General features: G+C 58.5%; 10 protein-coding genes. All 10 read left to right on the top strand.

Annotation, left to right across the window (positions count from 1 at the left end; all coding sequences use genetic code 11):
* The first annotated feature begins 522 nt into the window (after positions 1-522).
* The 10 genes from THTE_RS12425 to THTE_RS12380 all read left to right on the top strand — a co-directional run bounded on the left by THTE_RS12425 (position 523) and on the right by THTE_RS12380 (position 13,419).
* Positions 523-2,529, top strand: a complete 2,007-nt coding sequence (locus tag THTE_RS12425) for an ABC transporter ATP-binding protein (protein ID WP_168175853.1) — start codon at positions 523-525, stop codon at positions 2,527-2,529.
* Positions 2,530-3,211: 682 nt separating this feature from the next.
* Positions 3,212-3,916, top strand: a complete 705-nt coding sequence (locus THTE_RS12420; protein WP_207651708.1) for an ABC transporter ATP-binding protein — start codon at positions 3,212-3,214, stop codon at positions 3,914-3,916.
* Positions 3,917-3,992: 76 nt separating this feature from the next.
* Positions 3,993-5,309 carry an ABC transporter permease gene (locus THTE_RS12415; protein WP_095415734.1) on the top strand — a complete coding sequence of 439 codons (1,317 nt, stop codon included), beginning with the start codon at positions 3,993-3,995 and terminating at the stop codon, positions 5,307-5,309.
* Positions 5,310-5,506: 197 nt separating this feature from the next.
* Entirely contained in the window at positions 5,507-6,256 is a 750-nt protein-coding gene (locus tag THTE_RS12410) for a nucleoporin Nup88 family protein (protein ID WP_095415733.1), read from the top strand.
* A gap of 420 nt (positions 6,257-6,676) precedes the next feature.
* On the top strand, positions 6,677-8,482 hold the full coding sequence (gspE, locus tag THTE_RS12405) for a type II secretion system ATPase GspE (RefSeq protein WP_237260135.1): 1,806 nt from the start codon (positions 6,677-6,679) through the stop codon (positions 8,480-8,482).
* 178 nt (positions 8,483-8,660) lie between these two features.
* Complete coding sequence (locus tag THTE_RS12400) at positions 8,661-9,863, top strand: type II secretion system F family protein (protein WP_095415732.1); 1,203 nt, start codon at positions 8,661-8,663, stop codon at positions 9,861-9,863.
* A gap of 212 nt (positions 9,864-10,075) precedes the next feature.
* Complete coding sequence (gene gspG / locus THTE_RS12395; protein ID WP_095415731.1) at positions 10,076-10,525, top strand: type II secretion system major pseudopilin GspG; 450 nt, start codon at positions 10,076-10,078, stop codon at positions 10,523-10,525.
* A 51-nt stretch (positions 10,526-10,576) separates the two neighbouring features.
* On the top strand, positions 10,577-11,395 hold the full coding sequence (locus THTE_RS12390) for a pilus assembly FimT family protein (RefSeq protein ID WP_095415730.1): 819 nt from the start codon (positions 10,577-10,579) through the stop codon (positions 11,393-11,395).
* Positions 11,392-11,913, top strand: coding sequence for a type IV pilus modification PilV family protein (locus THTE_RS12385; RefSeq protein ID WP_095415729.1), 522 nt, complete (start codon positions 11,392-11,394; stop codon positions 11,911-11,913). Before THTE_RS12390 ends, THTE_RS12385 begins: the two co-directional genes overlap by 4 nt.
* Before the next feature lie 69 nt (positions 11,914-11,982).
* Positions 11,983-13,419, top strand: a complete 1,437-nt coding sequence (locus THTE_RS12380) for a prepilin-type N-terminal cleavage/methylation domain-containing protein (RefSeq protein WP_168175852.1) — start codon at positions 11,983-11,985, stop codon at positions 13,417-13,419.
* Positions 13,420-13,426: the final 7 nt, after the last annotated feature.

Here is a 13,426-nt window from a genome sequence, read left to right as displayed (position 1 = left end):
GGGTCCGCCGTTTGACGTTCGATCATCCCTCGCCTTTCCACGGGGACTGAAGTCCCGCGCGGAATGCGGGGCTAAAGCTCCGCACTCCATGGAGTGCGGCGATTTATCGCCGCTTTTTCGTGAAGGCTTTAGCCTTCACCACCTTGCCGTTGATCTGGGTGGAACCGGGCCCTCCAATCCCTGCGATGGACGAAGGCGTTGCACGGCCCGCTCTTCCGATGTTGGATCAACCATGCCACCTCCCCGGGGCACGACAAGCGTGCCCCTCCGAGTTTAACGGACGTTGTGGGAGGCGTCCCTCCGAGGGTTCGGTTGCACCTGGCCTATGGGACTCTTTCGCGCTGGTACCCTCTCGATGTTTGATCTTTTGAGATTTCGGCGAATTTGGTAAAACACCTCTGATTTGAAAGACTTGCCGACCAAAATCCCAGCGGAGAAGTGCCGTTCCTATCGCGGCTCCGTCTTTTTCGATACCAGCCAATTCTTTGTTCGTCCATGAAGAACTTCGGGAAAATTCTGAGCTTGGTCCTGCGACAGCCCCTGGCGCTCTTGGGCGTGAGTGTCACAGCCCTGGTCGTGGGGGTCCTGTGGGGAGGCAACATCTCGGCCATTTATCCCATTGTGGAGGTTGCATTCCGCGGGGAATCGCTTCACTACTGGGTGGACTTGAAAATCGAAGAATGCCGCCAGGCGCAGCAGGCCATCCAGGAGCAGCTTGCCGCGATTGCCCACTCCCGGGGCGAGGCGACCCCAAATCAGGAAGCTTGGTCACAGGGGTCGCGACAAGCTCCGCAAAGCGGGCTCTCCCAACAAACGCGGGCTCTTGAAGCGGAGCTGGCTCAGGTCCAGCTTAGGCAACGGCAGTACGAGTGGTTGCGGCCGTGGATCCAGCGTCTGACTCCACGAGATCCCTTTTCGACACTCTGTTTTATTCTCGGTTTACTCCTGCTGGGCACTGTTTTGAAGAGTGCTGCGCTGGTGACCAACTCCATTTTGGTGGCTCGAGTTGCTCATCAAACAATCCTTCAGCTCCGCCGTCAGCTCTTTGCCCATGCGCTGCGATTGGAGCTCAATCGGCCAGGCCAGGAAAGTGCCGCCCAGATGATGAGCCGATTCACGCACGACATGAACGCTATCCACGGCGGATTGACAATCCTGCTCGGCAAGATGACTCGCGAGCCGCTGAAAATGTTTGCCTGTCTGGCTGCGGCAGCCTACATTTGCTGGCCGCTTCTGGTCTTCTCTTTGCTGGTGGTTCCGCCGGCGGGCTGGGCAATCTGGCGTCTGGGCCGGCTTCTCAAAAAGGCCAATCGCAAGGCGATGGAGGAGATGGCCCAGCTTTATGGAACCCTGGAGGAGGCACTGCGTGCCCTCCCGATCGTCAAAGCCTTCACCATGGAGCCCTATGAGCGGCGTCGCTTTTTCGATACGTGTCGGCGCTACTATGTCAAGGGCATGAAGATTGCAATGTACGACGCGCTGACCAATCCGGTCACCGAGGTTCTCGGAATTACCATCATCAGCCTCGCCATGATTGCCGGGGCCTACCTTGTTCTCCATCAGAAGACGACCTTTCTTGGGATCACCATTTCCGCACAACCGCTGTCCATGCCGGAACTCGTGCTCTTCTATGCCCTTCTGGCGGGAGCCGCTGATCCGGTGCGAAAACTCTCGGATGTCTTCTCGGGCCTCCAGGCCGCCTTTGCGGCGACCGATCGCGTTTACGCACTTCTGGAAAAAGCCCCGGATGTTCGGGAAAAGCCGGGCGCTCGATCGATCCCGCGGCACCGGAAGCACCTCGTGTTTGACCACGTCTGGTTTGGGTATGTGCCGGGTCGGCCAGTCCTTCGCGATATTAACCTCACGATTCCGTTTGGGGAGACCCTGGTCATCGTGGGTGGAAGCGGGTGTGGGAAGAGCACGCTCGTGGGGCTTATTCCCCGGTTCTTTGATCCCCAGCAGGGAGAAATTCGATTAGACGGCGTCCCGCTTCCGGATATCCGCCTGCGATCCCTCCGCAAGCAGATTGGCCTGGTAACCCAGGAGCCGGTTCTCTTCCACGATACGATCCTCAACAACATCAAATACGGTTCGCCCCACGCCACCGATGAACAGGCCGTTGATGCGGCACGGGCAGCCCATGCTCATCATTTCATCGAGCAACTTCCCAACGGTTACGACACGGTTGTTGGTCCGATGGGGGTAGGCCTGTCCGGGGGACAGCGCCAGCGGATCGCGCTGGCCCGGGCAATTCTTCGGGATCCTGCCATCCTTATCCTCGATGAGGCCACCAGCCAGATCGACGTGGAAAGCGAGCAACTCATTCAGGAGGCACTGGAGAAATTCATTCTTGGTCGGACCACGATCATGATCACTCATCGGCTCAGCTCGATCGGTCTCGCCGATCGCGTGATGCTCATGCAAGACGGCCAAATCGTGGACATTGGCAGCCATGACGAGTTGCTCGCGCGATCGGCCATTTACCGGCGTTTTCATTCGCTGCAATACGAAGATCTCCGTGCTGCGTGATCCCTCTTGAGTGGACAGATGATCGAGGCATGGTAGCCCGGACAACGAACTCGGTCCGCTGACTCTTCCCCTTGTTCTCTACCGCCAGTAAGAATCTCAGACTTTGCCGAGACCTTCCGCGGGAGTGACATTTCAGCTCGGAGGGACCTGCTTGTACGGTCCACATGTCGACGTTGGATACTCCAATTCGCGGACTGATCTTTAGCTGCTCGTATCAACTCTCTTTCAACCGTAGGGGCAATTCATGAATTGCCCCTACCATGCATCGAACCTTTGGCATCTCACCGCCCCATACTAAGGTGGGAATGGGTCGAAATCGGTTCGGGGTTGGCCACAACGGAAGCTCATTACGCCAAGTATGCTGCACGTTGATGCCTTCGGCGAGTGTTCGGCTGACGCACCTGGTAGAAACCGCCGTGTCGTCGTTTGTTTTTGGTATTCTGGTAACCGTGGTTCTGGCTGGGTTTCCGAAGCTGCCTCGTCGAGAGTAAAATCGGCCTAATCGAGGCCCCACGTGCTGCAACCGGGGCGGACTCAGCAAAATTTGTCCGGAGGCAGGCGTCGCCCGCCGGCCGTGTGCTCGAGAAATGAACCATCCTTGTCGAGTCACCGTATCGGTGGGTGAGAATGTCTAGTTAGCTGATGCTCAATTTGCGGCTTTCTAGCGACAGGCGTAGGCCTTATGACATTTCCGCAAGACCAAGCACCTCTGTTGCTCCTCCAGGATGTCCGCAAGTCGTTCCGAGAGCCGGACGGCGGGGAACTCCCCATCCTGGATATTCCCGAGTTCACCGTCGAAGCGGGGGAACAGGTTGTCATCGTGGGAGAAAGCGGGTGCGGGAAGACAACGCTCCTCCACATCATCGCGGGAATCAGTCGTCCCGATGAAGGTCAGGTCCGTATCGCTGGGTGGGATATCACCCTCCTTTCCGAGGCGGAATGTGACCGATTTCGGGCTGAGAATATCGGCTACGTATTCCAGACCTTTAATCTTCTGCCTGCTTTTACCGCCCTGGAAAATGTGTTGCTGGGCATGACGTTCGGGCGGGGCAAGCCGGATGTCAAACGAGCCAAACAGCTCTTGGAACGCGTCGGACTGGGTCACCGACTGCATCACAAACCGCGCCAGCTTTCAGTTGGGGAGCAGCAGCGCGTTTCGGTGGCGCGGGCGCTTGCCAATCGCCCAAAACTGATCCTCGCGGACGAACCCACAGCTAATGTGGACTCCAGCAACCAACAGGCGGTACTGGACTTGTTGCGGGAAGGTTGCCGGGAAGAAAATGTGGCCCTCATCCTTGTGACGCACAGTCCCGAGGTGGCCCGCCAGTTCCCCCGCATTGTTCATCTTCCCGATATTAACCTGGTTCTTTCCCACCGGCGGCGCTAAGAAGCAGGCGAAAAACTTCACATAATTCGTTCAAGCCGACAGTTGAGAAAACAAATCGAGGAGAGATCCATCGGGTATGCCTCTCTGGAAAATTGCCTGGCGAAGCATTCAACATCGTGCGGTGGCGTCGGTGCTCACGGCATTTTCGATGGCCCTGGGCGTAGCCCTGGTGGTGGCGGTCCTGGTGATCTACCACGTATTGGATCGTTCGTTCCGCCGCAGCTCTCAGGGCTACGACATGATCGTCGGCTCCGCCAAGGGAGGGCCTTTGGAACTGGTACTCAGTACCGTTTACTACCTTCAGCCTCCGCGGGGGACTATCCCGTATCAGGTTTACGAGGAGCTTCACCACGGCCAGTTCGCCACCGAAGTCGCGGCGGCCATTCCGGTGTGCATCGGCGGGAGCTACGCAGGCTATCCGGTGATCGCCACGGTTCCTGAAATGTTTGAAGAATTCCGATACCTGGGCGATCATCCCTACGAGTTCGAAGAAAACGGGCGGAACTTTCGGGATGATGCCCCTTTTGAGGCCGTCATCGGGGCAACTGTGGCACGGAAGGCGGGCCTCAAAGTGGGAGACACTTTTCGCATTACTCATGGCTTCGGCGGCCAGGGTGGCCACGAGCACCCCGAACAGTTCACCATCGTGGGGGTGCTGAAGCCAACAGGGACTCCCAATGACCGGGGAATTTTTGTCAATATCGAGGGCTTTTGGAAGCTCCATCTCCACGACCAGCATTCATCAGCAAGCTCTGAAGAGGAAACCCAGGGCGAAGAACAGAACACCGCAACAGGTTCGAGTCACGAGGAATCCGAGGCAACTCACACCGAAAACGAAAAGCTGCTGACGGCGGTTCTGGTCAAGCGTGACTGGACAAACACGGCCAAAGCGCTGGCTCTCCCGCAACTTGTTGGCAGAGAGCCAGGCGTCCAGTGTGTCATCCCCGCGGAAGAGGTGGCCAAATTGTTCGAAGGATTGCTCGGAAATATTCAGACCGTGCTGCTCATCTTCGCGGTCCTCATTGTGGTTGTGGCAGGAATTGGCCTGATGGTGAGCATCTATAACTCGATGAGTGAGCGGCGTCTGGAGATCGCGATCATGCGGGCGTTGGGGGCCAAGCGGACGACGGTGATGGCGGTCATCCTCCTGGAGTCGATCCTTCTGTCACTCGGTGGTGGGGCTTTCGGAGTTTGTTTGGGCCACGGCCTGATCGGCGCTTTTTCCGGCGTCATTTTTGAAGAAACCGGTGTCCAGATTTCCGCCCTCAGTTTCCAGCCGATCGAGCTGGTGCTGGTCCCGGGGCTGATTATTCTCGCCTCAATTGTGGGTTATCTGCCTGCCCTTATCGCATACCGGACGGATGTGGCCCGGGCACTGGCTTCCGGCGTCTAAGCTTTCCCCCGGTATGGGAATGCATTCCCATCTCATTGGTACAAAATTGCGCGGTTACCGGTGCGGAACTTTCACGGTGAGGTCGGGTTAATATCCAGTGGAGAGCGGTGGACGCTCTCCGGTCGGCAGAGACCTATCAGACCCGACCCGTAGGATCTTCTTAGAGGTGTCGTGTTGCACATGTGGAGGGTTGTCAGATGAGGATGCGCGCGTGGACAGCGGTGTTAGTCTTTGGCTTGGGGTTGGCTTTGGTCGCGGGAACGGCTCTCGCGCAGCCGCCGGGAGGACGAGGTGGGCAGCGGGGGCCGGGCGGACCTTTCGGTTTCGCCCCGGGCGGTGGAATGGGCGTCCAGTTCCTCCTGCGGTCTGAAAAAATCCAAAAGGAACTGGAGTTAACAGACGACCAAAAGGCGCAGTTGCAAAAGATCAGCGAGCAGGCACGGGAGAAAATGCGGGAGGCCTTCCAAAGTGGCCAGCGCGACCCGCAGCGGTTCCGTCAGCTCCAGGAAGAGACCAACAAGGCCATCCAGAATGTTCTTTTGCCCCATCAGCAGAAACGGCTGAACCAGATTCAGCTCCAGTTGGGTGGAATTGCCCTGGCCGTGGAACGGGAAGATGTTCGGAAGGAGTTGGGGATCAGCGAGGAGCAACTCACAAAGATTCGCGAGGCTCGGGACAAAGTTCGTGAGGAACTCCGTGGCCAGCGGCCACAACAGGGCGAGCGTCCCGATCCCGCCCAAATGCGCGAGCGATTCCGTGAAATGCGGCAGAAGGTGGAGGAAGCCGTGCTGGGCCAGCTGACCGAGGAACAGAAGAAGAAGTGGAACGATATGATCGGTGAGAAGATCGATATCGACTTCAGTGAACTGTTCCCGGCACCGGCTGGTGGCCCCGGTGGTCCGGGTGGCCCGGGCGCCCGTCGCGGTGGCGGCAACCGGGGAGCCTGATCGGCTCGTCGATAAGTTTCCCTGGAGTTGAGTGAGCCACGGGGCCCGATCCATAATCAGTGATATGATCAGTATTGTGATCATGCTAATGCAATAATGGACGGGCCCCAATTCTTTGGCGCTCGGTGATCGGAGTAGGTTTCAGTTCGGATTTATGGAACCTCGCGGTTTGACTGGCTGTAAAATTGCATGGGGTGGTGGTGGGGGCGAGTGCGCGAGCTCGCTCGGTAGCAATGGTTAAATGAGCGGGCTCAGTGACCGAATGGGCTCGCTCACATTCCCCTCCGTGCCAGTCCCACCTGAAGCGCGTTTGGTTAGACCTGCCTGGTTGGCGTGCTGCTGAGGAACAAACGGGTGGCGGTCGCCATTTTTAGCGACCGCCGCAATAGACGGTGAGAGATCGGACAGCAGATCCGGGGAATGGAGGTTCGTCAGGGCGACGAGTTGTCCGCGTTTTCTCCGCAGCGGTCCGAGCAATCGGACACCCAGGGGCTAAGCCGTTTGACGAAGAGTGACGTTTCGATGGAAGCCGGTGAAATTCTCGTGCGAAAAGGACTTTTGACCCCCCAGCAGTTGCAGCTTGCCCGGCGCAATCAGGGCGAAGGACGGCGTCTCGATCAGGCGGCCGTTGGGCTGGGGTTGCTCACGGAAGAGGAAGCGCTCCGCGCGCTGGGGGAAGAGCTCGGCATTGAGTACGTCGATCTTTCGGAAGTCAAAATCGATCCCAGCATTCTGCGAAATTTCCCGGTGAAATTCATCTATCGGGAATCGCTGTTCCCAATTAAGGAGGAAAACGGCACCCTGGTGGTTGCCACGAGCGACCCATTTAATCTTTACCCCCTCGACGAACTAGCAACCGCAACGGGGAAAACCGTCGTCCCCGTCCTTGCCTCGCGGGCGGAAATCGCCAAGCTTATTAAGACCTATCTCGGGGTCGGCGGAGAGACAATCGACGAACTGATCGCCCAGAGTCAGCAGGAAGAAGAAAATCAGATCGAATTGCTGGAAGAAATTGAGACAGATGGATCGGAGCTGTCTCAGCTCGCCCAGGAACCGTCGGTCGTTCGCCTGGTCAACGAGATTCTGCTGGAGGCGATTGAACTGCGGGCGAGCGACGTCCACATCGAGTCGCAGCCCTCGGGACTGAAAATCCGTTACCGCATCGACGGCGTTCTCCATCCGCAGCCGGTTCCCCCGGAGATCAACCGTTTCCAGGCTGCCATCATCAGCCGCCTCAAGATCATGGCCCGTCTCAATATTGCGGAGCGTCGTCTCCCGCAGGACGGCCGAATCCAATTGCGGGTGGCAGGTCGCGAGGTGGACGTGCGTGTCTCGGTCATCCCCATGATCCACGGCGAGGGGGTTGTGCTCCGTCTGCTCGATAAAGGGGCGATGGAGTTCAACCTCCGCAAGCTAGGCATGGAAGAGGATGTTTACCAGAAATTCCACGAATTGATCAACCTGCCCCACGGCATCATCCTGGTGACCGGTCCGACGGGTTCTGGTAAGACGACCACGCTCTACAGCGCTCTGCTGGAGATTCGCGACGAGTCGATCAAGATCATCACCACTGAAGACCCCGTCGAATATCAGTTGGAAGGAATCAATCAGATTCAGGTGCACCCCAAAATCGGGCTGACTTTCGCTAACTCCTTGCGGAGCATCCTGCGGCATGACCCGGATGTGATTCTGGTGGGTGAGATCCGCGATCTGGAGACTGCCGAGAACGCCATCCAGGCATCCCTCACCGGTCACCTTGTGTTCAGCACTCTGCACACCAATGATGCCGCGGGGGCCTTTACCCGTTTGACCGATATGGGGGTGGAGCCTTTTCTGGTGTCGAGTACCGTCGAGGCGGTGATGGCCCAGCGATTGGTCCGCACCCTGTGTCCGGAATGCAAGGAACCATATCGGCCAAAACCCGAGGAACTGCCGCGTGATTTCCCCAAGGAGATTCTCGAGGAAGGCGTCTTGCTGTACAGGGCGGTAGGTTGTCGGGCGTGCCGGCACGTGGGGTACAAAGGCCGAATCGGTATTTTTGAGCTCCTGGTCAGCAGCGAGCGGATTCGTGAGCTGGCGCACGATCGGGCGAGCAGTTGGGCGATCCGTCAGGCCGCCATCGAAGAAGGCATGATCACGCTCCGTCAGGACGCTTGGCGGAAAGTTTTGAGCGGCCGGACTACAATAGAGGAAATCGACCGCGTCACCCGTCCGGATGAGCATTGAGCCGTTTCGTCTTCCGTGCAGCGTAATGGGACGGATGGCAGATCCCGATCGTTACGCAAAACGGAGCGTCTGGGCTGTTGGACGTCAGCGGATGTTAAACGAGTTGAGTGGAATAAACTGTCGGTAAATCATCGACGTTACGGGTGAGGCTCGTCAGGCCCTCTCGTGCGGGGACAAGATGCCGGAATTCAGTTACGTCGCGGTTGATAGCAGCGGCAAAAAAGTGACCGGGTCGATTGAGGCAGCGACCCAGCGGGAAGCGCTCGCCACGATCGCCAGCCGGGAGCTTTATCCCGTCGAGATCCGCGCGGAAGCTCCGCCCCGGCGTCTTTTTCAACGAAGTCGGGTGCCCGCCCAAACGATGGCCGTCGTGTACGGTCAGCTCGCCGATCTTCTTCGCAGTGGTGTTCCGCTGTTAAAGGCGCTGCAAATCGTGCGGGCGCAGTCGATTCATCCCGTTCTCAAAGAGGTTCTTGGTGAAGTGGCCCGGCGGGTGGAAGACGGGGCCGGACTGGGCGACGCCATGGCCCGCTTTCCGCACATCTTTAGCGAGATGGCGGTGAGCATGGTGCGGGCGGGGTCCGAAGGTGGTTTTCTGGAAGAGGCCCTTTACCGCGTCTCGGAATTTACCGAAGCCACCGAAGACTTGCGGAAGCGTGTCAAAGGGGCGATGGCCTATCCCGTCATGCTGATTGTCATCGGCACGATCGTGGTGAGTGCACTCCTGGTTTTTCTTGTACCGAAGTTCGAGGGACTTTTCGAAAATCTCCGCAACCGCAATGAGTTGCCCGCGTTAACCGAAGGACTGCTCTCGTTTAGTGCTTTCATCCAATCATGGGGGCTTTGGGTGGCGGGCGGACTAATTGTGGTGATTATGGGACTTCGCGCCTGGCTGCGAAGTGAATCGGGCCGCCGCTTATGGGACCAGTACATCATTAAAGTGCCTGTTCTGGGAACGATTGTTCTCAACTTCGCGGTCGCCCGCTTTTGTCGCGTGCTTGGAACCCTGCTGCGAAATGGCGTTCAGATTCTGCGAGCCCTGGAGATTGCCAGCGAGGCGACGGGAAATGTCCTTTTGGCCGAGGCAATCCAGAAAGCCGCCAAGAGTATCTCTCAGGGCCAGCGATTGGCTGTGCCTCTGGCCAGTTGTCGGCTCTTTCCCCCTATGGTTATCGAGATGATCTCGGTGGCGGAAGAGGCCAACACCCTGGAAACCGTCCTCATTCAGATTGCGGAGGCCCTGGAGCGAAGAACGTGGCGTCAGCTCGACGTGGGGGTACGGTTACTCGAGCCCATCCTGTTGCTCCTGGTGGCGTCCGGCGTTTTGGTGGTGGTCGTGGCGCTGCTCCTGCCCATCTTCAAGATGAGTCAGGCGATTTAGCGGGCAAAATCGGCGTCAGTCGGGGCAAAACGACGACCTAGACGAAGCAGCCTCCAATTTTGGGGGATTATCCCCTTCGGTAATGGGGCGAAGCGTTTTCGCTTGGCGAGCGTTAGTATCTTTGGAGGGATGATTTAAAGGGATCGGTGGGACGCTACGAGTGTTCCCGCCGGAGAAGAGAAGAAGACCAAAGGGAAAAGGATAACGTTGTGATGAAGCCAAGGACCATTTGGAAAGGGATGAATCGGGAACGTCGGAGAGGTTTGACCCTCATCGAGGTGCTCATCGTGTTGACGATCCTCCTGGTGATCGCCTCGCTGGCTGTAACGAACCTCATTCCGATGCAGCGTCGGGCATACGAAAATGCCGCGCGGACGCAGATCAAGGCGTTTGAACAGGCGTGTGACGCGTACTATCTCGATCTCAACGACTATCCGCCCTCTTTGGATGCCTTGATCGCCCCACCCGCGGATCTCCCCGACCCTACCAAATGGAATGGCCCCTACCTCAACGCGCAGGCCGTGCCTCTGGATCCCTGGCAGCATGAGTATTTGTACATGTATCCGCCGCAGAGAAACACAACAGGGCGGCCAGATATCTGGTCGATGGGCCCCGACGGCGTGGACGGAACAGAGGACGATATCACAAATTGGGGCCAGTAATACTGGATTTTCAGAAATGGCTTGGTCCTTTATCACAATGAGACCGCCGTCATGGTGCTTTGCGACCCCGTTTCACTGGTCGATAAACTTGCCCGTGCGCTTCTGGCAGGAAAAAAGAGTCAACGGCGAGGGCGCAAACTGAAGTCGTGTTGGGAGCGACCAGTACGGCGGGGTTTCACGCTTGTCGAGATCATCATCGTTCTGGGACTTGTCGTGATCATCGGTGGATTGGTCCTGACGGCCATTCAGAAGCCAATGGCGGGCCGACGACTTCAGTTGGCTGCCGATCAAATTCGGGCGGAATGGGCCCGAGCCCGCGCTCGAGCCATGGCCAGTGGTCAAATCTACTGCTTCGTCTGCGAACTGGGAGGGAGCGGATACGCAGTCCAGCCGTGGAGTGAGGCGGGAATCCAATCGGGTGGCGTGACGGAAGTGGATCAGTCGCTGCCGCCTCTTGATAGTGGAAGCACTGGTGCTCTGCCCTTGCCGGGTTCCCAGGGTACTGACACGGGGCTGGGGACGGTGATCGCTGGTCGCAAAGAGTTGCCGGAAAAGATCACATTTGCCGACCTCCAGGTGATGGACTCCGATCTGAGCGCAACCTTTTCCGAAAGCGTCACCGGTTTGGGAATTGCTGCATCGGTGATGGGTATAGCGGCACCCTTAGGTGGCAGTTCATCTGGCACAACCATCTTTTTCTTTCCCGATGGATCGACCAGTTCGGCCCTTCTGACGCTGCAAAACGAGTACGGACGGCGAATTGACATCTCCCTGCGGGGACTGACCGGCTCCGTGCTGGTCGGAGATCCTTACAACGGAGAGCATGAAGGGACCACCACATTGGTCGGGCAACAGGGCTCTTCGCCATGAGCGCCACAGTGAAAACGATTGCCCGAAAGCCTTACCGCAGGCGGGGCCCTTGGGGCTTCACGCTCCTGGAAGTAATCCTCGCCCTGGCCATTCTCTTGACGTCGCTGGCAGCGATCGGGCAACTGGTTTACAACGCCTATCGAAACGCTGCTCGTGTGCGGGATCTCACACGGGCGCAGCTGATCGCGGAGGCGATTCTGGCGCAACTTAACGCCGGAGCCCTGCCGCTGGAAACCGTGGCCGATGCTCCCGTGGAAGACATCGACGATACGGTCGAACCGGGATGGCTGTACACTGTGGACATTGCTCCCCTGGAGTTGGATGGATTGCTTGGCGTGCAGGTCATCGTGGCCCAGGACCCGAGCGTGGTGGCCCATCCGGTTCAGTACAGCCTGACTCAATGGATGCTCGATCCGACCATGGAGTTTACTCAACCTGGCGAAGAGGAAAGTGCGGCAGCGACGTCAACCAGCTCCGGCGAGAGCGGCGCCGCGTCCTCGGAAACATTGAACGAGTGATTGCGGCGGCGTGTATTGGCACGTTGAAAGTCTCGCAAAGTTATGGTTAAACCAAGTGGCATCCTTCGAGTGAGACAAGGCAGGCCCGACCGGGATTGTCCCGGCCGGGTGCAGGGAAACCGCGGCTTCACGCTGCTGGAAGTGATTGTGGCCCTGGGGTTGGTCGCGATTCTTCTCGCTGCACTGGGCGCTGCGGTGGACTTCCATTATCGGGTAGTTCAAAAGGCCCGGGCCCAGGTGGAGGAAGCCCAACTCGCCCGTACGCTACTGGAACGCATTGCCCAGGACATCCGTGGGGCGGTGCCATATGATCCGGTCAATTTTGAGAAGCTCATCCCCGGTCTGGTGACCCAGGCGGCGCAAAGTGATTTGGCGTCGCTGGCCGGCAGTTCAGGGTTGGACAGCGAATTGCTGGGGGAATCAACCGGGGAAAGCAACATGAGTGAACTGGGGGGAGATTGGACCATGACCACGCTTCCCCGGTCGGTCCCGGGGTTGTATGGGGGGCCGGACTGGATCGAGGTGGATGTCAGCCGACTACCGCGGCCGGATCAACTCTCCTCGGAAATAACGTTGTCCTCGGAAGGCCGTTTCATCGACCGTGTCAGCGATGTGAAAACGGTGGCCTACTTCGTCGTTTCACCGGAGGAAACGATCAACTATTCGTTCACCACAATGCCGGGCGTAACCGGATTTGAGGAACAAGGCGGTCTGGTACGGCGGGAACTAGACCGGGCGGTTACGGTCTGGGCATCACAAAGCGGTGAGCTCGACACGATTGACCAGCAGCTGCAGCCCATCGCTCCCGAAGTGGCAGCGATTCAATTTGCTTACTTTGACGGCTCGGGATGGACCGACTCGTGGGATTCGGGTTCGCAGGGATGTCTTCCCAAAGCGGTGGAAATTCGCCTGTATCTGCGGCCGAAATCAACCGGCCTTGAAGAGACGTTCGCCGGTGCCTCCGGTGCACTCACGGAACTGTCTTCCCAGGACGTGAGCGGAATGGCGAGTACCAGTTCCGGACTTTTGCTGGATACAAGTGCCTATCATGTGTATCGCACGGTGGTGTACTTACCGGCGGCGCACGAAACCGGAACTCTCGGTGCCACAGCGGGGGCCGAAAGCACCGGCGAATCGAGTTCCGGCGAGCAAATGACGCCCGAGGAAGAAGGAATGGAGGAAGCACCTGAGGAGCAGACACCGTCAGGAGGTGGCGGTGCTGCGGCACCGGGAGGTGGTCGGTCGGGAGGCTCAGGCCGCGGCGGTGACTCAAGCCGCGACGGTGACTCAGGCCGCGGTGGTGACTCAGGCCGAGATGAAGGTGGGTCGCGCGCTGGCGAGGGCGGTCGGGGCGGCACGCCACCAGGCGCCGGGCCATCCGGAGGGGGCTCACCGGGTGGGTTTGGGCCACCTCCGTCTGGCTTTGGCGGTCCGCCTTCTGGCCCACCGGGAGGACCAGGAGGTCCCCCGCCCGGAGGCTTTCCACCGGGAGGACCGCCCCGATGATGGGGCT

It is taken from the genome of Thermogutta terrifontis (genome assembly GCF_002277955.1).
GTDB lineage: Bacteria > Planctomycetota > Planctomycetia > Pirellulales > Thermoguttaceae > Thermogutta > Thermogutta terrifontis.
Note: the sequence above shows the minus strand (reverse complement) of the source record. Positions and strands in the feature narration are given on the sequence as shown.